The 20,564-nt window shown below is 63.5% G+C and carries 17 protein-coding genes; 6 read left to right on the top strand and 11 right to left on the bottom strand.

The genetic code is table 11. From position 1 onward, the window contains the following. Positions 1-92 precede the first annotated feature (92 nt). Positions 93-1,010 (top strand): hypothetical protein, encoded by a 918-nt coding sequence (locus tag EB233_RS01650; protein ID WP_064990333.1) that lies wholly within the window; start codon positions 93-95, stop codon positions 1,008-1,010. Between the two features lie 75 nt (positions 1,011-1,085). Here the strand turns inward: EB233_RS01650 and EB233_RS01655 are convergent, their stop codons facing one another. The 10 genes from EB233_RS01655 to EB233_RS01700 all read right to left on the bottom strand — a co-directional run bounded on the left by EB233_RS01655 (position 1,086) and on the right by EB233_RS01700 (position 13,520). Continuing rightward, a complete protein-coding gene (locus EB233_RS01655) occupies positions 1,086-2,492 on the bottom strand; it encodes an NAD(P)(+) transhydrogenase (Re/Si-specific) subunit beta (RefSeq protein ID WP_064990332.1) in 1,407 nt (468 codons plus the stop codon). A gap of 1 nt (position 2,493) precedes the next feature. Next, complete coding sequence (locus tag EB233_RS01660) at positions 2,494-2,907, bottom strand: NAD(P) transhydrogenase subunit alpha part 2 (protein WP_027052765.1); 414 nt, start codon at positions 2,905-2,907, stop codon at positions 2,494-2,496. Beyond that, positions 2,907-4,196 carry a Re/Si-specific NAD(P)(+) transhydrogenase subunit alpha gene (locus tag EB233_RS01665; protein ID WP_064990331.1) on the bottom strand — a complete coding sequence of 430 codons (1,290 nt, stop codon included), beginning with the start codon at positions 4,194-4,196 and terminating at the stop codon, positions 2,907-2,909. Before EB233_RS01665 ends, EB233_RS01660 begins: the two co-directional genes overlap by 1 nt. Before the next feature lie 87 nt (positions 4,197-4,283). After that, positions 4,284-4,508 (bottom strand): aa3-type cytochrome c oxidase subunit IV, encoded by a 225-nt coding sequence (locus EB233_RS01670; RefSeq protein ID WP_027052767.1) that lies wholly within the window; start codon positions 4,506-4,508, stop codon positions 4,284-4,286. A 185-nt stretch (positions 4,509-4,693) separates the two neighbouring features. Then, positions 4,694-4,843, bottom strand: a complete 150-nt coding sequence (locus EB233_RS01675) for a DUF3096 domain-containing protein (protein ID WP_019862764.1) — start codon at positions 4,841-4,843, stop codon at positions 4,694-4,696. A 242-nt stretch (positions 4,844-5,085) separates the two neighbouring features. Next, the gene (locus EB233_RS01680) at positions 5,086-5,778 is read right to left on the bottom strand and encodes an N-acyl amino acid synthase FeeM domain-containing protein (protein ID WP_244277707.1); all 693 of its coding nucleotides are present in this window, start codon (positions 5,776-5,778) and stop codon (positions 5,086-5,088) included. Between the two features lie 429 nt (positions 5,779-6,207). After that, positions 6,208-8,544, bottom strand: coding sequence for a putative bifunctional diguanylate cyclase/phosphodiesterase (locus EB233_RS01685; protein WP_064990328.1), 2,337 nt, complete (start codon positions 8,542-8,544; stop codon positions 6,208-6,210). 140 nt (positions 8,545-8,684) lie between these two features. Next, a complete protein-coding gene (locus tag EB233_RS01690; protein WP_064990327.1) occupies positions 8,685-12,164 on the bottom strand; it encodes an indolepyruvate ferredoxin oxidoreductase family protein in 3,480 nt (1,159 codons plus the stop codon). 218 nt (positions 12,165-12,382) lie between these two features. After that, complete coding sequence (locus EB233_RS01695; protein ID WP_081294150.1) at positions 12,383-12,916, bottom strand: hypothetical protein; 534 nt, start codon at positions 12,914-12,916, stop codon at positions 12,383-12,385. Continuing rightward, on the bottom strand, positions 12,909-13,520 hold the full coding sequence (locus EB233_RS01700) for a CGNR zinc finger domain-containing protein (RefSeq protein ID WP_064990325.1): 612 nt from the start codon (positions 13,518-13,520) through the stop codon (positions 12,909-12,911). The genes EB233_RS01695 and EB233_RS01700 overlap by 8 nt, the downstream gene beginning before the upstream one ends. Positions 13,521-13,670: 150 nt before the next feature. On the opposite strand from EB233_RS01700, the gene EB233_RS01705 reads away from it, so the two are divergent. The 4 genes from EB233_RS01705 to EB233_RS01720 all read left to right on the top strand — a co-directional run bounded on the left by EB233_RS01705 (position 13,671) and on the right by EB233_RS01720 (position 18,167). Further along, positions 13,671-14,576, top strand: a complete 906-nt coding sequence (locus EB233_RS01705) for a branched-chain amino acid ABC transporter permease (RefSeq protein WP_064990717.1) — start codon at positions 13,671-13,673, stop codon at positions 14,574-14,576. Between the two features lie 185 nt (positions 14,577-14,761). Further along, complete coding sequence (locus EB233_RS01710) at positions 14,762-15,346, top strand: TRAP transporter small permease subunit (RefSeq protein WP_064990324.1); 585 nt, start codon at positions 14,762-14,764, stop codon at positions 15,344-15,346. Then, positions 15,346-17,124: a TRAP transporter large permease gene (locus EB233_RS01715; protein WP_064990323.1), complete on the top strand. Its 1,779-nt coding sequence runs from the start codon at positions 15,346-15,348 to the stop codon at positions 17,122-17,124. Before EB233_RS01710 ends, EB233_RS01715 begins: the two co-directional genes overlap by 1 nt. A gap of 14 nt (positions 17,125-17,138) precedes the next feature. Further along, positions 17,139-18,167, top strand: a complete 1,029-nt coding sequence (locus EB233_RS01720; RefSeq protein ID WP_064990322.1) for a zinc-dependent alcohol dehydrogenase family protein — start codon at positions 17,139-17,141, stop codon at positions 18,165-18,167. A gap of 245 nt (positions 18,168-18,412) precedes the next feature. Here EB233_RS01720 and EB233_RS01725 read toward each other — a convergent pair whose 3' ends face one another. Then, positions 18,413-19,522: a TRAP transporter substrate-binding protein gene (locus EB233_RS01725; RefSeq protein WP_064990321.1), complete on the bottom strand. Its 1,110-nt coding sequence runs from the start codon at positions 19,520-19,522 to the stop codon at positions 18,413-18,415. Positions 19,523-19,785: 263 nt separating this feature from the next. Between EB233_RS01725 and EB233_RS01730 the strand changes: the two genes are divergently transcribed. Further along, on the top strand, positions 19,786-20,559 hold the full coding sequence (locus EB233_RS01730; protein ID WP_064990716.1) for a gamma-glutamyl-gamma-aminobutyrate hydrolase family protein: 774 nt from the start codon (positions 19,786-19,788) through the stop codon (positions 20,557-20,559). Positions 20,560-20,564: the final 5 nt, after the last annotated feature.

Consider the following 20,564-nt stretch of genomic DNA (forward strand, 5'->3'; position numbering starts at 1 on the left):
ATCCATGGGACGCGGCATTTTGCTCTGGTTGCTCGGCATTCCGATTCCGATCATCATCCTGATCATGCTGTTCGTACGATAGGGGGCTTCAAATGCAGTCCACCCTATCGGCTGTCGACGTATCCGCTTCAACGGAATCCTCCGCCACCGCCGTCAGCTGGGGGCCGATTATTGCCGGCGCCTTCGCGGCCTCGGCGCTGACGTTCATCCTCATGCTGCTCGGCTCCGGGCTTGGGCTCAGCATGGTATCGCCATGGTCGGGTTCGGGCGCGTCGGTCACCACTTTCGCCGTGTCGACAGCCATCTGGCTGGTCATCGTGCAATGGCTGTCCTCCGGCGTCGGCGGCTACCTTGCCGGACGCCTGCGCACCAAATGGGTCGGCATTCACACCGACGAGGTCTATTTCCGCGACACTGCGCACGGTTTCCTCGCCTGGGCACTGGCAACTTTGCTTGTCGTCGGCGTGCTTGGCTCGGCGTTGTCCGCAGCAATCGGTTCAGGCGTGCAGGCGGTTTCCACCGTCGCCTCGGGCGCCGCCATGGGCGCCTCGGCTGGGACTACGGCCAATGCCGGAAACGCACCGGCTGACAATGCGACCTCCTATCTTGTGGATTCGCTGTTCCGTCCGGCCGATCCGGCCAAGCTCGCCGCTGCCAATCCAGACGGCGACGCGGCCGCAGTCGGCCAAGCCTCGCGCATCCTGGTCGCGGGCGCCGCGGCCGGCGAGATTTCGGCTGACGACAAGACCTATCTGTCGCAACTGGTCGCCGCCCGCACCGGTCTGTCCGAGGCCGACGCCAAGGCTCGCGTCGATGCAATGGTCGCCAAGGTCGAGGACGCCAAGGTCAAGGCCAAGCAGGCTGCCGACACCGCCCGGAAAGGCAGCGCGACCTTTGCCTTGCTCGGCGCCTTGTCGCTGGTCATCGGTGCTTTCATCGCCAGTGCGGCGGCTGCCCTCGGCGGCCGGCAGCGCGACGAAGAGGAAGCGGTCTTCCTGACCAGCCGCTGAACACGGCACGCTCCCGAAAATGAAAGAGCCCGGTTTCAAAGCCGGGCTCTTTGCTATTCAGGCCTATCGGCCGGATCAGTGATCCATGGCCTTGACGATTTCCTCGGTCATCTTCTTGGCGTCGCCGAGCAGCATCATGGTGCCGTCCTTGTAGAACAGCGTGTTGTCGATGCCGGCATAGCCGGAGCCGAGCGAGCGCTTGACGAACAGGCAGGTGCGCGCCTTGTCGACGTCGAGGATCGGCATGCCGTAGATGGGCGAGGACTTGTCGTCACGGGCAGACGGATTGGTGACGTCGTTGGCGCCGATGACATAGGCGACGTCGGCCTGCGCGAATTCGGAGTTGATGTCCTCGAGCTCGAACACTTCGTCATAGGGCACGTTGGCTTCGGCGAGCAGCACGTTCATGTGGCCAGGCATGCGGCCGGCCACCGGATGGATGGCGTATTTGACGTCGACGCCATTGGCCTTGAGCTTGTCGGCCATTTCGCGCAGCGCGTGCTGCGCCTGGGCGACCGCCATGCCGTAGCCGGGCACGATGATGACCTTCTGCGCGTTCATCATCAGATAGGCGGCGTCGTCGGCAGAACCCTGCTTGACCGTGCGCTCGACGCCGTCATCAGCGGCAGTGGCGGTCTCACCGCCGAAGCCGCCGAGGATGACAGAGATGAAGCTTCGGTTCATGCCCTTGCACATGATGTAGGACAGGATGGCGCCGGACGAGCCGACCAGCGCGCCGGTGATGATCAGCGCCAGATTGCCGAGCGTGAAGCCAAGCGCTGCCGCAGCCCAGCCGGAATAGGAATTCAGCATCGAGACGACGACCGGCATGTCGGCGCCGCCGATCGGGATGATCAGAAGGACACCGAGCACCAGCGAGGCGGCGACGATCAGCCAGAAGACGAGCTTGGCTTCGGTGGTGACCAGAAGCACGATCAGCACCACCAGCGCGATGCCGAGGGCGGCGTTGATGAGGTGTCGACCGCCGATCATGATCGGCTTGCCCGACATGCGGCCGTCGAGCTTGAGGAAGGCGATGACCGAACCGGTGAAGGTGATGGCGCCGATGGCGACGCCGAGGCTCATTTCGATGAGAGCTTCGGCGTGAATGTCGCCCGCCGTGCCGATCTTGAAGCTTTCCGGCGCATACATGGCGGCGGCCGCCACCATGACGGCGGCAAAACCGACGAGCGAGTGAAAGGCGGCGACCAATTGCGGCATCGAGGTCATGGCGATGCGGCGCGCGGTGACGGCGCCAATACCGCCGCCTATAGCCAACCCCAGCACGATCAGACCAAAACGGCCGGCCGAGGGAGCCAAGGGCAGAGCCAGTGCCAGCGTCGTGGCAATAGCGATCGCCATCCCGACCATGCCGTAGAGATTGCCGCGGCGGCTGGTGGTGGGATGCGAGAGTCCGCGCAGCGCCAAGATGAACAGGATGCCGGAGACCAGATAGAGGAAGGAAGCGAGATTGACGGTCACGTCACTTGTCCTTCTTCTTGTACATGGCCAGCATCCGCTGGGTGACGAGGAAGCCGCCGAAGATGTTGACCGAGACCAACACCAGCGCGATGAAGCCGAAGCCGGCGGCGAGCCCGGAGGCAGCAATGCCGACGGCAAGCAGCGCGCCGACGACGATGACCGAGGAAATGGCATTGGTGACGGCCATCAGCGGCGTGTGCAAAGCGGGGGTCACCGACCAGACGACGTAGTAGCCGACGAAGATCGCCAGCACGAAGATGGCGAACTGGAAAACGAAAGGGTCGACAGCGCCGCCCGAGAGTGCGTGCGCCGCGTCCGCGCCGCCTGGAGCATTGGCCAGGTTCTGCACTGCCAGCCTGACGGCCGCACTTGCCTGGTCAAGCTGGTCGAGGGCTTTCTGCAGGGTCTGATCCATCACGCGGTCCCTTTCGGCTTGGACGAGGACGACTTGGATGCGGCAGTTTTCGATGCGGCGGTTTTCGGGGGCGCAGCTTTCTTGGGGGCGACCGAGGCGTCAGCCACCATCGTCGTGGCCGGGATGGCGGCCGGCTCGACATAGGGCTGCTCGGCCGCCTTGGCGAAAGCAGGGTGTACGACCTTGCCAGCGTCGGTCAGCATCGTCGCCTTGACCAGATCGTCATCGCGGTTGATGGCGAGCGTCTTGGTGGTCTTGTCGACCAGCGTCTCGAGGAAAGCGAACAGGTTCTTGGCGTAAAGCAGCGAGGCGGATGCGGCGACGCGGCCCGGTACGTTGAGATGGCCGACGATCTTGACGTTGTTGGCGGTGGTGACGACCTTGCCGGCCTCCGCGCCCTCGACATTACCGCCGCGCTCGACGGCGAGATCGACGAGCACCGAGCCCGGCTTCATCGAGGCGACCATGGCCGCCGACACCAGCTTGGGCGCCGGCCGGCCGGGGATCAGCGCCGTGGTGATGACGATGTCCTGCTTGGCGATGTGCTCGGCGGTGAGCGCTGCCTGCTTGGCCTGATATTCCTTCGACATTTCCTTGGCGTAGCCGCCGGCGGTTTCGGCGGCCTTGAACTCGTCGTCCTCGACGGCCAGGAATTTTGCGCCGAGCGAGGCGACCTGTTCCTTGGCGGCGGGGCGCACGTCGGTGGCGGTGACGACCGCGCCGAGCCGGCGAGCGGTGGCGATCGCCTGCAAGCCGGCGACGCCGACACCCATGATGAAGACCTTGGCCGCCGGCACCGTGCCAGCCGCCGTCATCATCATCGGCAGCGCGCGGTCATATTCCGAGGCGCCGTCGATCACCGCCTGGTAGCCGGCAAGGTTTGCCTGTGAGGAAAGCACATCCATCGATTGCGCCCGGGTGATGCGCGGCATGAATTCCATGGAAAAGGCGGTGACACCTGCCTTGGCCAAGGCTGCTACGGCAGCATCGTTGCCGTAGGGATCCATGATGGCGATCACCGCCGCGCCTGATTTGTAGCCCTTAAGCTCGGAATCCGTCGGCCGGCGTACCTTGAGCACCACATCGGCCTTGGCGACATCGCCGGCCTTGCCGATGGCGGCACCCGCCTTCGCGAACTCTTCGTCTGGGATGCGCGACCTTGTGCCGGCGCCGGTTTCGACAACCACGTCGAAGCCCAGCCCCGCCAGCCGCTTGACCGTATCGGGCGAGGCCGCGACACGCGGCTCGTTCGCATCGAGCTCACGAGGAATGAAAACCGTCTGTCCCACCGCATGATCCTTTCGGCTGGAACCTGTCTGCGCAAAGTGTCGGCCGGAAGCTCCGGCGACGTCAATGGCAACGGGGTTTTGGAAGGTCTATCGCAGAATGAAGGCGCCGACGGCCAGAATCAGGACGAACAGGATGGTCGCCGAGAAGAAACCGCCCGCGAAAAAGCCGAATGCCATCGCCAGAAGCAGCGCGCCGCAGAAAAGCGATCCGTACTTGGCCAGCGCGAGAAAGCCCGCATAGGTGCGGTCATGCTCGGCATAGTCCATCTTCGCGCCCAGTTCGACAGGACCGGTCGACGAGTGATCAGCCATAGGAATACCCCTTCGAAGACATCTTTCAGGCACATACCGAAAAGCAGGCCCGAGAGCAATGGCGCTATTGCCGCATCGGGACCGACAACTGCCTCAAGGGAATATTGAAACTGCGGGGGAATAATGAAACTGCGGCCTATCCCGGCGCGGGACAGCCTCTCCGCGCCAGGCTCGCTCGATGGCCTTTAGCCGGCGAGGTGCGGAAAAAGGCCGAGCAGTCCCACGACGATCAGATAGAGCGCGACGATGTAGTTCAGCAGCCGTGGCATGATGAGGATCAGCACGCCGGCGATCAGCGAGATAAGCGGCGTCAGCGCAAGCTGGGAAATATGCATGTCCGGTTCCTTTTGCAGATTCGCCTGGATGGCAAAGATCGAGCGGCGGCGCGCCGCCTTCATCAGAACGCGTATCTGGCCGGAAGGCTCCAGACGCCTTGCGAAAATCGGGGCGCCTCAAGCGTTTCACTGTTCCACGGAAACGACGATCCGCTCTAACCTGTTGTTTCTACGCAATTCTCAAGGGGAAGCACCATGCGCTTTACCCGGGGAAAACCGCTCGCACTTTTCCTGGAATTGCTCTAGGCGGCGTCGCGATAATATTTCGCCGTCGGCACGATGGACAAGGGTGTCAATCGGTTGATGGCCGGATTGCCGAACATCAGCCGCTGCTCCGTCGGCGTCGACCTGAAGAAGGGGAACCGCTGGAGCGTCAGGCGCATATTCTCGCCGGCAGGGATTTCGAACAGGGCGATCCGGGTGAGAACGCCGGGAAATTCCTTGGCCTCGGTCCTCTGCACGGCGTTGAAATAACGCGAATAGAAATTGGAATGCTCGACCTTGACCGGTGTAAGCACCGAGTTCTGGCCAAAATAGAGCGACGCCACCATGGCAAGCCTGAGCGTCAGGAACGGCAGCACTCCGGGCGCCGGCGCGCCGTCGGGGTCGGTCGCAAACCGGGTTCCATCGATAAAGGTTTCTCCGCGGGCAAGTCGCTCGACCAGGATTTCCGGATAGGCATCGACGGAGGGCGAATTCGGATGCTCCCGAGAAATGTAGTGGAAGCGGAGCGTGCTGACCAACTCGCCATAGAAATAGACACCGAACCGGTAGGAGTTGGGCAGATTGTCCCAGCGATCCTCGAACATCCCGCTGGCGATTGGGCCGCACATGCCTGAGCGCAGATAGGATTTGTAGCGAAGTCGGTAAATCGCCTCCAGATCCTCGCCTCCGGTGATGAGGCGATAATCGACATGCTCGAGGAGCTGCATCATCGATCGATTCAGCACCGAATCCCCGGCTGCTCTGGCCACGCCAGAGGCATTCCTTGCAGCATCCATCGTCAGTCCTCGAAATTCCGCCTATGAATAGGCTATTCGAGCTGAAATGAGACACAAGCTGAAACTTGAATTGTGTTGGTTTACCTTCCGTTAACCTTAACAGCCGAGCGCCATTTTGAGGCTATGGCGCTTGCATCCGCAAGTTCTCGCACCCCGTCGTAGCCTCTTGTTTTGATTGGAAAGCTTGAGCGGGCCGGATGCCGGCGATGCCATCTGTCGGGCTCGGCCTCACGCACAGCCCCTTGCCGGTCACCGACGCAACGTTGCGCTTCGTCCGGAAGATGAAATGCCTCTGGCCGGGCGACGGAACCACCATGAAGCAATTCCGTACGAAGCCCGATACACACTTTTCCCGGAATTGCTCTAGCCGGCTGTCCGTTTGCCGGGACTGGCCATGCGTTTGCCGGTGAGACGCAGGTCCGCGGCAAATGGCCAGGTGACATTAGACATCGTCTCGATACCCGACGCGCTGAGCGCGGCACCGAAGAGGAAACCTTGCACGAGATCCGGTTTAACCTGCAAGGCCAGGATCTTGAGCTGTTCGAAGGTCTCGACGCCTTCCACGGTCACCGAAAGCCCAAGCGGGCGCGACAGGCTGACAATGCCCTTGAGCAGTTCCAGGGAACGGCTGTTCTGGGTAACGTCCATCAGGAACGAGCGATCGATCTTGATCTTGTCGAGCGGCAGCTTGTGGAGGTAGCTCAGGCTCGAATAGCCGGTGCCGAAATCGTCGAGCGCGATGCGTACGCCGAGTTGCTTCAGTTCCTCGATATATTGGCGCGTCAGCGATTTGTCGTCGAGCAGCGCCGTTTCGGTGACCTCGATCTCCAGCCGGCCGGCTGCAAGGCCGGAATTCACCAGCGCATCGCGAACCTTCTGGATGACGTCCCGGCTGCGGAAATCCTTGGCCGAGAGGTTGACCGAGACGCTGGTCTGATCCGGCCATTTGGCGCATTCGGTGCAGGCTGCCTGCAGCACGAAGGTGCTGATTTCGGAAATGATGCCCATTTCCTCGGCCAGGGGAATGAAAATGCCCGGCGAAATCGGTCCGAGATCGGGATGGTCCCAGCGGCACAGCGCCTCGCAGCTGGCGATGCGCATCGTGCTCATTGCCACGATCGGCTGATAGACGACCCGCAGGCTCTGGCTTTCCACCGCGCTGCGCAGATCCGCCTTCATCAGCTGACGGTTGCGGAACGCGGCGTCCATTGCGGCCTCGAACAGCCGCCAACCGTTCTTGCCAAGCTCCTTGGCCTTGTAAAGCGCCAGATCCGCCTTGACGATCATGGCGTCGACATCGCTGTCGCCGACCCGTGCCAACACCGCGCCACCACTGGTCTGGATGCGCAGCCCATGGCCGGCGACATCCACCTCGCCCTGCAATGCCGCGAAGATCTCGTCGATCTGCAGCGTGAGGTGGCTCTCATCCTCGATGCGGTCGAAGAAGACCATGAACTCGTCGCCGCCAAAGCGGCTGACGGTGATGCCGTGCCCGGCGACGGCGGCAAGACGCTCGGCGACCGCGTAGATCAACCCGTCGCCAACCGGATGGCCGAGCGTGTCGTTGACGCTCTTGAAATCGTCGAGGTCGAGCACGGCCAGGCCACAGAGCCGGTCGCGATCGCCTGACGCCATCGCCTCGCCGACCAGTTCATGGAAGTAGGCACGGTTGGGCAGGCCTGTCAGATTGTCGTAACGCGCCATGAAGCGGATCTTCTCTTCCGCCTCGACGCGCGCCGTCACGTCCTCGAAGGTGATGACACCGAGTTCCTGGCTGCCTTCGCGGGCCGAGAACTCATAATGCTGGCCGTTGGCCAGCGAGACCAGAACCTTGCGGTCGCGGCCCTCGCGCAAGGCCCGTGTCAGCTGGGCCTCGATGTAGCGGCAGTCCTTCGGCGCCAGCATACCGCCGGCAACGCCGCGCATCAGCAGACCATGGATCGACCGCCCGAGCAGAGCGTTCGCGGATTTGAGCGACATCAGATGGGCCGCTTCGGCATTGGCCACCGCCACCCGACCGTTGGGGCCAAGCATGATAAGGCCGTGTGACATGGTGTTGAGGGCGCGATCGAACCTGAGCGCGAGCTTCCTCGCTTCCTTGTGGCCGATGACCGCCGAGAACAGCACGTCGCGGACGTGGTCGGCGCTGTTGATGGTGACGAACGTAAGCGGGATGATCATCAACCCGAGAATGAGCGAGGGGACATCCATGCGCATAATGAGTGCAAGTGCCGCGGGACCAATGAAGGTCACGGAGAAAATCCGCACCATGAGCGGCGATCCGTAGTTCCGGCCGACAACCGTGACCAGGGTTGCCAGGGCCAGCGACGTCGCCGCCAGTTCGGCAAACGGGTCGGGATAGACATAGATCGAAATGAAACACAGCGCGCCCAAGCCGAGGCCCTGCAAGCTGCCTTTGAGGATATAGGTGCGCTCCCACTGCCACGCCTCTTCGACATTGGCTATGACGCCGCCCGCCTTGCGGAAACTGCGAATGCCGGAGTAGCGGAAAAGGCTGATGAACAGCAGAACAAAAGAAAAACCCAGGAACAAAGGGTTCTGCGTACGCAACCAGATCATGAATCCGAGGATCCAGTAGCATACACCACCGATCACCAGCATGTGGGCGTTGTCGAACAACGACCGCACAAACTGGATATAAACATCCGCCGGGATGTTTTCGGTCTTTGTTCTGCCCATGTCGTCGGCCCAACGCTAGGCCTTGTCATGGCACACCCGCCTTAAGAAAGGCTTAGAACAGTGGTTCTGGCTCGGTTGCGGGGGCGCGCAAACGCAGGACGGACCGGGAAATCAAGCTTCAGGTAAACAAGGCGTATCCATCATTCGGCGGCCTGAAGTTCTGCCCGCGTCGGCGTGCTTGAAAGGCGCGCGAGCAGCCGTTGGCGCTCACCCGCGGCCTTTTGCGCGCTTGCCTGCCGTACATGGCCATAACCGCGAATGAGCGCAGGCACCGATACCAGAGCGACGGCCGCCTCGGCCTTATCAGGCGCCAGCGACCTGGCGACGAGCTCGAGATCGGCTTCATACTGGGCCAAAAGCTGCCGTTCCATGCGCCGTTCGGCGGTATAGCCGAACAGGTCGAAAACGGTGCCACGCAGGCCCTTCAGCGCCGCCAGCAGGCGAAAACCCTTCATCATCCACGGGCCGAAGCTCGATTTCCGAGGGCTGCCGTCATTGCCGCGACGTCCCATGATCGGCGGGGCGAGATGGAACTCGAGCTTCTCGTAGCTCTGGAACTGCTTGCCAAGCTCGGCGGCGAAGGAGCCGTCGGTGTAGAGCCGGGCCACCTCATACTCGTCCTTGATCGCCATCAGCTTGAACAGGTTCCGGGCCGCGGCTTCAGTCACGGCGGTCGAGCCGGGCACTGCGTTGGCCTCCGCGGCGCGCAGCAGCGCCAGCCTGTCGGCATAGCGCTTGCCGTAGGCCGCGTTCTGGTAAGCGGTCAGGAAGGCGACACGGCGGGCAATGATCTCGTCCAGCGTCTGCGCGGCCGGAGCGGCTTGTCCCACCTTGCCCGGCTGGGCGACGAGGCCGCGCACGAAATCCGGCTGGTGCGCCGCGCGGCGGCCCCAGCGGAAGGCGGCGATGTTCATCGCCACCGCTTCGCCGTTGAGCTCGATCGCCCTTTCTACGGCCTCGGCCGACAGCGGCAAGCCGCCATGCTGGAAGGCAAAGCCGAGCATGAACATGTTGGCGCCGAGCGAATTGCCGAAGAGCGCGGTGGCGGTGCGGGTGGCGTCGAAGAAGTGGGCCTTGTCGTCGCCCGCGGCGGTCCGGATCGCCTTCTTCAGGCGTTCGACAGGCAAGGAGAAGTCCGCCGAGCGGGCAAACTCGCCGGGCATGATCTCGGCGGTGTTGGCGAGAAAGATCGTATGGCCCTCGCGTACCGCCGTCAGCACCTTCTTGGCGCCAGACACGACGAGGTCGCAGCCGAGAACGAGATCGGCCTTCCCCGCCGAAACGCGGATGGCATGGATGTCGTCCGGCGTGCGGGCAATGCGAACATGGGTAAACACCGAGCCGCCCTTCTGGGCAAGGCCGGCCATGTCGATCATGCCGCAGCCCTTGTCCTCGAGATGGGCCGCCATGCCGAGCACGGCGCCGACGGTGACGACGCCGGTGCCGCCGACGCCATCGATGATCGCCGCCCAGCCCTCGGCACCCAGCGGGAATTCGGCTGGCGTCGGCACGCCGTCGAGTGGATCGGTCTTGCCGGCAAGGCCTTCGGCCTTGCGGATCTTGGCGCCGTGCACGGTGACGAAGGACGGACAGAAGCCGTTGACGCAGGAGAAATCCTTGTTGCAACTCGATTGGTCGATCTTGCGCTTGCGGCCGAATTCGGTCTCGACCGGCTGGATCGAGACGCAGTTCGACTGCACACCGCAATCGCCGCAACCTTCGCAGACCAGCTCGTTGATGAAGACGCGCTTGTCGGGATCGGGAAAAGTTCCGCGCTTGCGGCGCCGGCGTTTTTCGGCGGCGCAGGTCTGGTCGTAGAGCAGGATCGAGACGCCCTTGACGTCGCGCAGCTCACGCTGGACGAGATCGAGGTCGTCGCGGTGATGGATGGTTGCGCCGGCCGGGAATTCAGCCTTGCCGGCGTATTTGCCCGGCTCGTCGGTGACGATGGCGATGCGGTCGACGCCCTCGGCCCGCACTTGCCTGGCGATCATGTCCACCGTCAGGCCACCCTCATGCGGCTGGCCGCCGGTCATGGCCACCGCATCGTTGTAGAGGATCTTGTAGGTGATGTTGGCGTCGCTCGACAAAGCGAAGCGGATCGCCAGCGTACCGGAATGGTTGTAGGTGCCGTCGCCGAGATTCTGGAAGATGTGGCCGCGCTTCGAGAACGGCGCCTGGCCGACCCATTGCGCGCCCTCGCCGCCCATCGCCGTGAAGCCGAGCGTGTTGCGGTCCATCCATAGCGCCATGAAATGGCAGCCGATGCCGGCCGCGGCTATCGAACCATCCGGCACCTTGGTCGATGAATTATGCGGGCAGCCCGAGCAGAAGAACGGTGTGCGCGAACCGATGTCGGTGGCTTCATTGAGCATCGCCTGGAACTGGCGCAGCTTGCCCACCCGCGCAGAGATCTCCTCCGACGGGCCGATGGTCTTGACGATCTTCTCGCCAAGGGCAATGGCGATCTCGTTGGGGTCCAGCGCACCCTTGGCCGGAAACAGCCAGTCGCCGCGCTCGTCCTTCTTGCCGACGATGGCCGGCTGCATTGCAGTGCCGTAGAGGCTCTCGCGCAGTTGCACCTCGATCAGCGACCGCTTTTCCTCGACGACGACGATGGTGTCGAGGCCGCGAGCAAAGTCGGCGATGTGTTGCAGGTCAAGCGGCCAGGGGCAGCCAACCTTGAACAGCCGCACGCCGATGCGGTTGGCGGCGGCCTCGTCGATGCCGATATCCTCCAGCGCCTGGCGGACATCGAGATAGCTCTTGCCCAGCGTGATGATGCCGAGCTTCGGGTGGCGGCCGCCCGAATAGACGATATGATTCAACCCGTTGGCATGGATGAAAGCGGACGCTGCGGCACGCTTGTATTCATGCAGCCGCTCCTCCTGGCCCAGCATGTCGATCTCGTGGCGGATGTTGAGGCCGCCCGGCGGCATGTCGAACTCCGGCACGACGATGTTGAGCCGTTCGAGCGCGGCATCGACCGAGGCCGTCGATTCGATGTTGTCCTTGACGCATTTGATCGCCGCCCAGGTGCCGGCGAAACGCGACATGGCAAAGCCATACAGGCCGTAGTCGATGATCTCCTGGACGCCGGCCGGATTGAGGATCGGCACCATGGTATCCACGAACAGGAATTCGGTGGCGTGCGCATTGGTCGAGGATTCGGCCATATGGTCGTCGCCCATCAGCGCAAGCACACCGCCGTGCCTGGATGAGCCGGCGAGATTGGCGTGGCGGAAGACGTCGCCGGAACGGTCGACGCCCGGACCCTTGCCGTACCAGATGGAAAAGACGCCATCATGGGTCCCCTCGCCCAACAGCTCCGTCTGCTGCGACCCCCAGCAGGCGGTGGCGGCCAGTTCCTCGTTCAAGCCGGGCTGGAAGACGATATCGGCGCCGGCGAGCTGCTTCTTCGCCTTCCACAGCTGCATGTCTAGGCCGCCGAGCGGCGAGCCCCGATAGCCGGAGACGAAGCCGGCCGTGTTCAAACCAGCGCGCCGGTCGCGCTCGCGCTGCATCAGGAGCATGCGGATGACCGCCTGCGCGCCGGACAGGAAGATGCGCTCCTTTCCAAGGTCGAACTTGTCGTCGAGCGCGACGTCATGCAGCGTCATCAGGCATTTCCTCTGCGAAGGCCGAGCGGGGGAAGCGGCCAACGTCGGGATCGGATGACGCATCCTTTCTTCCCTTGCAAGGCAGGTCAAACAAAATCGCAGGGGCCAGGCAACGCGCAACAAACAGTCCGGTGGGCGCGGGACGGTGCATGAAACCGCGCGGCGACAGGGCGACGGCGCACGAAAATTCCGGCCGGAATCGATGCGGTCGGAAGATATCAGCCGGCTTTCGAGCAGTCCGGCTTCGGTTCGCCCGGCAGCTTGCCGTCGGGATGGCCGGCGAGGTCGGGATTGGCAGTATATAGCTGGTCCATGACCAGCGGCCGGTCGGGCAGGATCGACTGGTCTTCCGTCGACATCAACGTGGTGTCGATCTTCTGCAGGATCGTGCCGTCGGCGCCCTTGATGCTGATGGCGATGGCATAGGGCTTGTTCTTGACGATGCAGGTCAGCGCCGGGCTCTCCAGGCTCACCTTGTCGAGCTTCGGCCAGACTTTTTGCTCGACCACCAACGGCGCGCCGCCGGCAGGATTCTGGAAGCTGGCGACCGCGACCTGGCCCTCGCCCATCGGTTGCAAGGGCCGCAACGTCACGACATAGGTCGCCCGGGCGAGACGGTAGTTGAAGACGAATATCTTGCCGGAAACCTCGAACAGCTTGCCCTCGCCGCCGGTATCGCGGCAGGCGCCCAGGGTCGCCGCGGCAATCAGGATGGCGCCGGCAACGAGAGCGCGTGAAAATCCTCTAGGCATCCTTGACCTCATGGGCCGCCATTTGGCGGCGGCGATAGTGACGGCTGGCCTTCTGCCGGTTGCCGCACACCGCCATGTCGCACCAAAGACGGCTGGAATTGCGGCTTCTGTCGACAAACAGCCAGGTGCAGTTGGGGCAGATCCTGAGCCTTGCGACGGTGTCGTCGCGCAGCAGCGAAAGGGCTGAGACCGCCAGCGCCGCCTCGAAGGCAATCGGCCTCACCGGATCCCCGAACGGCCTGCCCGGCACGCCGATCTCGGTCCGGCAGCCGGCCAGGCCCTCGGCACAGGCGCGCAGGAAATCGGGCAGGTCGGCGGTGGCGACCGCGCCATTCGACACCGTGCCGCGAAACAGCCGGTCGGTGGTCTCGCGGATCGCCAGCACGATGGGGGCGATTGCCGCCGGCGACGATACGGTCAGCCGCCTGTCGCCAAGCTCGCCGGCGCGAAAGCCGCTCGCCGCATCGGCGAAGCGGGCGATTTCGGCCGGATCGTCGAATCGGTCGAACGTTCTCTCCGGATCGCCGCGCAGCACGACGGTGTTCGCCGTGTCGAGCGCGAGCAGGCCACCGGTGAAACGGTGTGGGGTCCAGGCAACTGTCATCGCTGAAATCTAACCGATAAATCGCATTTGACAAGTTAGATTCGACGATGCAAACCTCCAATGGGCAGGGTATCGTCGCCTTTGTCCTGGGCATTCCGCCGCCCCAAACCTCTGTGCGGGTTGGGCGAGATGCTTCTGGTGGGGTCGAGCATGCTCTATTTCTTCCAGCAGGTGCTGAACGGGCTGCATTCGGGCGCGCTCTATGCGCTGCTCGCCTTCGGCTACGTGCTGACCAACGGCATCCTGCATCGCACCAACCTTGCGTATGGCGCGCTGTTTGCCTTTTGCGGCCAGGTCATGATCCTGAGCGTCGCCTTCGGCTATCAGGTGCTGTGGCTGACGCTGTTGGCTTCGGTGCTGTTCGGCGTCGTCGCGGCATTCCTCTATGCCGCCCTGATCAGCCATGTGTTGTCGCGCAGCGTCTTCGAGCCTTTGGCCGACCGTACGCCCAATGCCATTGTGGTGACGACGCTCGGCATTCTCATCGTCTTGTCGGAATCAAGCCGCATTGCCGCCGATACGCATGACCTGTGGCTGCCGCCGATGCTTGCCCAGCCGATCGTCTTCGCCGAAGGGGCCGGCTTCAAGGCGACGCTGACGCTGATCCAGGTGCTCGACTGCGCGGTGGTGCTGGGGGCGGTCGCGCTCGCCACATGGGTATTCGCCCTCTCCAACTTCGGACGGTGCTGGCGCGCGGTCTCCGACGACCCACGCGCCGCCGCCCTGTGCGGCGTCGACGTGCGCCGCGTCTTTCGGCATGCCGTGCTGCTCGGCGGTTTGTGCGCCGCGCTGGCCGGCGTCATGGCCAGCCTCTACTATGGCAATGTCAGTTTCGGTTCCGGTCTCGTTTATGGCCTGAAAATCCTGTTCGTGACGTCGGTCGGCGGCTATCTCTCACCGCCACGGGCAGCGCTCGGCGCGGCCGCTTTCGGCATGGCCGAATCACTGTGGGCCGGCTATTTCCCGCTCGAATGGCGCGATGCGTGGATGTATCTGTTCCTGGTGGCCATGCTGATCCTGATCGGCGCCGGCCGCGACACCGGCAAGGTCGTCTGACCCATCAGACTTTGGTTGCATGACGTCGGGGCAGACCGCCCTTGTCCGGCCCTCGGTTTCATCTGATGCCGTTTGTCGCTTCCATGCTTGTTGACCCGTCAGTCCACGCGCGGTATACCGTTGGACCAAGCGGCGTGACGGAATGAGGGGGAGCCCGGCACGCCTCCGATACAAGGGAGGACTGCATGGAAGGGCCGCTCGCTCTGTCGCGGGGCATCGACCGCCTCAACGAATTCATCGGCAAATCCGTATCCTGGCTGATCCTGCTGGCGATCCTGGTCAGTGCGGCCAACGCCGTCATCCGCAAGATCTTCGACACCTCGTCCAATGCATGGCTGGAGTTACAGTGGTATCTGTTCGGCGCCGCCTTCATGCTGGCCGCCGCCTATACGCTGAAGCAGAACGAGCATATCCGCATCGACATCGTCTACGGCCTGTTTTCACGGCGCGTTCAGCACTGGATCGACCTCTTCGGCCACGTCTTCTTCCTGATGCCGTTCGTGACGCTGATGGTGATCTATTTCGTCCCCTACGTATCGCTGTCGTTCCACAGCGGCGAGATGTCGACCAATGCCGGCGGCCTCATCGTGTGGCCGGCCAAAGCCATACTGCTGGTCGGCTTTTTCCTGCTGGCGCTGCAGGGCATTTCCGAAATCATCAAGAAGATCGCCATCATGCGCGGCGTCATGGACGATCCCAACCCCTTCATTTCCGTGCACGAACAGGCCGAGCTCGAAGCCAAGGCGCTGGCCGACGAGGTGCGCTCGTGATGGAATTCATCGCCCTGAACATGGCGCCGATCATGTTCGCCTCGCTGATCCTGTTCATGCTGATCGGCTATCCCGTGGCCTTTTCGCTCGCCGCCAACGGCCTGCTGTTCTTCTGCATCGGCGTGTTTTTGACACCCTATTCGGGCGGCGCGATCAACCTCGCATGGCCGCTGCTCTATGCGCTGCCGGACAACTTCTACGGCAGCCGGGTGATGTCGAACGACACGCTGCTGGCGATCCCGTTCTTCACCTTCATGGGCATCGTGCTCGAACGATCGGGCATGGCCGAGGACTTGCTCGACACGATCGGCCAGCTATTCGGACCGATCCGCGGCGGCCTCGCATATGCGGTGATCTTCGTCGGCGCCTTGCTGGCGGCGACCACCGGCGTGGTGGCGGCATCGGTCATCGCCATGGGGCTGATCTCGCTGCCTATCATGCTGCGCTATGGTTATGACCGGCGGCTGGCGTCCGGCGTCATCGCCGCCTCTGGCACGCTTGCCCAGATCATTCCGCCCTCGCTGGTGCTGATCGTGCTGGCAGACCAGCTCGGCCGCTCGGTTGGCGACATGTATGCCGGCGCGCTGGTTCCCGGCCTGGTGCTGACGGGGCTCTACGCGCTTTACATCCTCATCGTTTCTATCTTCCGGCCGAAGATGGTACCGGCGCTGCCGCTGGAAGCGCGCACGCTCGGCCATGGCGTGATTTCGCTGCTGGTGGCGCTGGCCGTGGCAATCGCCATCTCCTATGCGGCGTACCGCTATCTGGCACCGGCGCATGGCGACAATGCCGACATTCTGGGCGCCTGCGTCGGCGTGATCCTGATCTATGTCGTGGCCATCGCCGATAGGCGTCTGAACATCAACATGATGTCGCGGCTGGCACAGCAGGTGGTCATCGTGCTGATCCCGCCGCTGGCGCTGATCTTCCTGGTGCTCGGCACCATCTTTCTCGGCATCGCCACGCCGACGGAAGGCGGCGCCATGGGCGCGGTCGGCGCGCTGGCCATGGCCGCGGCAAAGGGCCGGCTGTCGCTGGATGTGATCAAGCAGGCGCTGGCCTCGACGACGCGGCTGTCGTCCTTCGTGCTGTTCATCCTGATCGGCGCGCGGGTGTTCTCGCTGACCTTCTATGGCGTCAACGGCCAGATCTGGGTCGAACACCTGTTGACCTCGCTGCCAGGCGGCGAAGTCGGCTTCCTGATCGGCGTCAATATGCTGGTGTTCTTCCTGGCCTTCTTCCTCGACTTCTTCGAGCTGGCCTTCATCATCGTGCCGCTGCTGGCGCCGGCGGCCGACAAGCTCGGCATCGACCTGATCTGGTTCGGCGTGCTCCTGGGCGTCAATATGCAGACCAGCTTCATGCATCCGCCTTTCGGTTTCGCGCTGTTCTACCTGCGCTCGGTCGCCGCGCGCGTGCCCTATCTCGACCGCATTACCGGCAAGCAGATCGCACCGGTGACGACCGGTCAGATCTACTGGGGCGCGGTGCCGTTCGTGCTGATCCAGGTGGTGATGATCGGGCTGACCATCACCTTCCCGCAAATGGTGATGCGCTATAAGGGCACGGCGACCGATCCGGGCACGATCGACTACAAGGTGCCGGAAGTGCCAGGCCTGTCGCCGCTTGGCGCGCCATCGGCGAGCGGCACGGGACCGGCCAATGGTGGCACGACACCTGCCCCCGATCTGTCGCAGCCGCCAAGTTTCGGCGACACGCCTCCCGCCAAGCCGGCGGCACCGACGCCGGACCTGTCGCAGCCGCCGAGCTTCAACTGATAGGAGACAACGCCATGAGAGCGGTGCGGCTGGAGGCGGTGGGCAGCATTAAGCTGCGCGAGGTCGACAAGCCTGTCCCTGGACCGGACGAGCTTCTGGTGCGGATCGAAGCCTGTGGCGTCTGCGGCACCGACCGGCATCTGTTCCGTGGCGAATTCCCGTGCAGGCCGCCGGTGACGCCGGGACATGAATTCTCGGGCATCATCGAGGCGGTCGGCAACGCCGTGTCCGGCTTTTCGGTCGGCGACCGTGTCACCGGCGATCCCAACATCGCTTGCGGGCGATGCCCGTATTGCCATGCCGGCCGGGTCAATCTGTGCCGCAATCTCAGTGCCATCGGCATCCATCGCGATGGCGGCTTTGCCGACTATGTGGTGCTGCCGCAGAAGCAGGCCTTCGTCCTGCCCGCCGATCTGCCGCCGACGCATGGCGCGTTCTGCGAGCCGCTCGGCTGCTGCCTGCATGGCGTCGACCTTGCCGAGATCAAGCCGGGCAGTTCGGTGATCGTGCTCGGCGGCGGCGTGATCGGCCTGCTCACCGTGCAATTGGCGCGGCTGGCCGGCGCCACGACCATCATCCTGTCGACCAGACAAGCATCGCGGCGCGCGCTTGCCGAGAAGCTCGGCGCCACGGCGACGGTCGATCCCACCGCCGCCGATGTCATCGACGCCATTGCCGGGCCGGCTGGGTTGGCGCCTGGTGGCGCCGACGTGGTGTTCGAATGTGCCGGCGTGCGCGAGACCGTCGAGCAGTCGATGCGGCTGGCAAGGGCCGGCGGCACAGTCGTCATCGTCGGCGTGACGCCGCAAGGCATGAAGGCGGAATTCGAGCCCTTCGACCTGTTATTCCGGGAATTGAAGGTGGTCGGCTCGTTCCTCAATCCCTATACGCACCGCCGCGCCGCCGAGTTGATCGCATCGGGCGCGATAGAGATCGAGCGGCTGATCTCCAGGCAGGTTCCGCTAGAAGAGGCGGCTGAGGTGATCGCCAATCCGCCGGCGCCCGGCGAGGTCAAGGTCCTGGTGGTGCCGAGCCGAATCTGAAGTCTCGCAACGTTGGCGACTGACGAAACCGTCGATGACAGCTCCCCTCTCCCCGTCACTATACGGGGAGAGGATGCCGGCAGGCGGTGAGGGGCGGCGCCAATGGTGGATGGATAAGGCACGAGGTTGGGCTTCAGCCCCTACGCAAGCCCGAGCGATTCAATCGCCGAAGCCGGCACTGCCCCTCACCCCCCTGCCGGGACCTTCTCACCGTATAGTGACGGGGAGAAGGGACCAATTCCTGCCTACAGCTTGCCGTTGCGCTGCTGCACCATCATGAAGGTGTCGTAATTGTACTCGGCCACCTGCGCCCAGAGATAGTGCTCCTTGCGGAAGCCCTTGATCGATTCCCAGATCTTCTTGAAGGGCGCGTTGGTGGCTTCCATCTCGGCATAGACCTCGTTGGCCTTCTCGAAGCAGGCGGCCATGATGTCCTGGCTGAACGGGCGCAGCTTGGCGCCGCCGGCCACCAGCCGCTTCACCGCCGGCGGGTTCACATAGTCGTATTTCTGCAGCATGTCGGCGTCCGCGGCTTGAGCGGCGGTGCGCAGCAGCGACTTGTAAGCCGGCGTTAGTTCTTCGTATTTCGCCTTGTTGAAAAGCAGGTGGACGGTCGGGCCACCTTCCCACCAGCCGGGATAATAGTAGTAGGGTGCGATTTTGTAGAAACCGAGCTTCTCGTCGTCATAGGGGCCGACCCATTCGGCGGCGTCGATGGTGCCCTTTTCCAGGGCCGGATAGATGTCGCCGCCGGCGATCTGCTGCGGCACGACGCCGAGCTTCTGTATCACCTTGCCGGCAAAGCCGCCGATGCGCATCTTGAGGCCCGACAGGTCGGCGACCGTGTTGATTTCCTTGCGGAACCAGCCGCCCATCTGCACGCCGGTGTTGCCGCCCGGCAGACCGAAAAGGCCCTGTGTGGCGAGAAACTCGTTGAACAGGTCGATGCCACCGCCATGGTAGTGCCAGGCATTCATGCCGCGCGCGTTGAGCGAGAAGGGAACCGACGCACCCAGTGCCCATGTCGGGTCCTTGCCCCAGTAATAATATGCCACCGTGTGACAGGCTTCGACCGTGCCTGCCGTGGTGGCGTCGGCGGCCTGCAGGCCGGGCACGAGTTCGCCGGCGGCGAAGACCTGGATCTGGAAATTGCCGTCGGTGGCTTCCGACAGCATCTTGGAGAACACTTCGGCGCCGCCATAAATGGTGTCGAGCGATTTCGGGAAGGACGACGCCAGCCGCCATGTCACCTTGGGATTGGACTGGGCTATAGCCGGAGCGGCAAGCGTGGCCGCCGCAGCGGCCGCGCCGACGCCGGTCACGCCGGCCTTGCGAATGAATGCACGACGATCCATGAAGTTCCTCCCTTTTGGATCAACAGACCGACGTCCGGGACATCCTCGGCTCCCGCATCGGTTGACCGAAACAATACACGGGCGAGACGTCTAGTCCAGCACGGCGGCCGGATTTGGCGGCGAAGCCCCGCAGCCCTGCAACTATAGTCTAACGAGGGATTTCGTGGCCTATGCGACACGCGTAAACTTGGCATGGAAAAATGCCCGGAGATCGCCTATTTTGCGGGCAACATAGCTGCGTCCAGATGGAAACCCGACCCAAAATGCATCAGCCGCTCGTCGCCATATCGACCGACGTCCGTCAGTTCGACAACTACACCTGGCATGCCGCCCCGCAGCAATATCTGGAAGCGGCCGTTGCCGGTGCCGGCGTTTTCCCTCTGCTGGTGCCCTCGTTCGGCGACCGGCTCGACTTCGACGAACTTCTGTCCTCGGTCGACGGTGTCATGGTCACCGGCTCGAAATCCAATGTGCACCCCTCGCTCTACGGTGGTGATGCCAGTGAAGCCAACGGCCCCTACGACCAGGCCCGTGACGCCACGACGCTGCCATTGATCCGCCGGGCGATCGAGCGTGGAGTGCCGCTGCTCGCCATCTGCCGCGGTATCCAGGAGTTGAACGTGGCGCTCGGCGGTACGCTGGGCACCGAGATCCATGAGCGCGAGGGTTCGCTCGACCACCGCGCGCCGGTGAGCGACAAGCAGGAAGAGCGCTTCGCCATCCATCAGACCATTTCGATCAAGCCGGGCAGTTGCCTCGCCGGCGTGTTCGGGGCCGGCGACATCAAGGTCAACTCCTTGCATCGCCAGGCGATCGACAGGCTGGGGTCAAGGCTCGAGATCGAGGCTGTCGCCACCGACGGCACGGTCGAAGCGGTTTCGGTCAAGGGAGCCCGCGCCTTCGCCGTCGGCGTCCAGTGGCATCCCGAATACTGGGTCAACTCGGACAGCAATTCGGCCAAGATTTTCCGCGCCTTCGGCGACGCGGTGCGCCTTCACGCAGCGGCGAAGGCCGGCTCGAGGGCCGCGGCCGAATAGGATTT

The sequence above is a fragment of the Mesorhizobium erdmanii genome, from assembly GCF_013170725.1.
GTDB lineage: Bacteria > Pseudomonadota > Alphaproteobacteria > Rhizobiales > Rhizobiaceae > Mesorhizobium > Mesorhizobium erdmanii.

Excerpts from the sequence above, each read along its gene's own strand:
- EB233_RS01720 (WP_064990322.1), top strand. The coding sequence starts at position 17,139 with ATGAGAGCGGTGCGGCTGGAGGCGGTGGGCAGCATTAAGCTGCGCGAG.
- EB233_RS01660 (WP_027052765.1), bottom strand. The coding sequence starts at position 2,907 with ATGGATCAGACCCTGCAGAAAGCCCTCGACCAGCTTGACCAGGCAAGT.
- EB233_RS01710 (WP_064990324.1), top strand. The coding sequence starts at position 14,762 with ATGGAAGGGCCGCTCGCTCTGTCGCGGGGCATCGACCGCCTCAACGAA.
- EB233_RS01730 (WP_064990716.1), top strand. The coding sequence starts at position 19,786 with ATGCATCAGCCGCTCGTCGCCATATCGACCGACGTCCGTCAGTTCGAC.
- EB233_RS01695 (WP_081294150.1), bottom strand. The coding sequence starts at position 12,916 with ATGCCTAGAGGATTTTCACGCGCTCTCGTTGCCGGCGCCATCCTGATT.
- EB233_RS01725 (WP_064990321.1), bottom strand. The coding sequence starts at position 19,522 with ATGGATCGTCGTGCATTCATTCGCAAGGCCGGCGTGACCGGCGTCGGC.
- EB233_RS01680 (WP_244277707.1), bottom strand. The coding sequence starts at position 5,778 with ATGATGCAGCTCCTCGAGCATGTCGATTATCGCCTCATCACCGGAGGC.
- EB233_RS01685 (WP_064990328.1), bottom strand. The coding sequence starts at position 8,544 with ATGGGCAGAACAAAGACCGAAAACATCCCGGCGGATGTTTATATCCAG.
- EB233_RS01705 (WP_064990717.1), top strand. The coding sequence starts at position 13,671 with ATGCTCTATTTCTTCCAGCAGGTGCTGAACGGGCTGCATTCGGGCGCG.
- EB233_RS01700 (WP_064990325.1), bottom strand. The coding sequence starts at position 13,520 with ATGACAGTTGCCTGGACCCCACACCGTTTCACCGGTGGCCTGCTCGCG.
- EB233_RS01690 (WP_064990327.1), bottom strand. The coding sequence starts at position 12,164 with ATGACGCTGCATGACGTCGCGCTCGACGACAAGTTCGACCTTGGAAAG.
- EB233_RS01715 (WP_064990323.1), top strand. The coding sequence starts at position 15,346 with ATGGAATTCATCGCCCTGAACATGGCGCCGATCATGTTCGCCTCGCTG.
- EB233_RS01675 (WP_019862764.1), bottom strand. The coding sequence starts at position 4,843 with ATGCATATTTCCCAGCTTGCGCTGACGCCGCTTATCTCGCTGATCGCC.
- EB233_RS01650 (WP_064990333.1), top strand. The coding sequence starts at position 93 with ATGCAGTCCACCCTATCGGCTGTCGACGTATCCGCTTCAACGGAATCC.
- EB233_RS01670 (WP_027052767.1), bottom strand. The coding sequence starts at position 4,508 with ATGGCTGATCACTCGTCGACCGGTCCTGTCGAACTGGGCGCGAAGATG.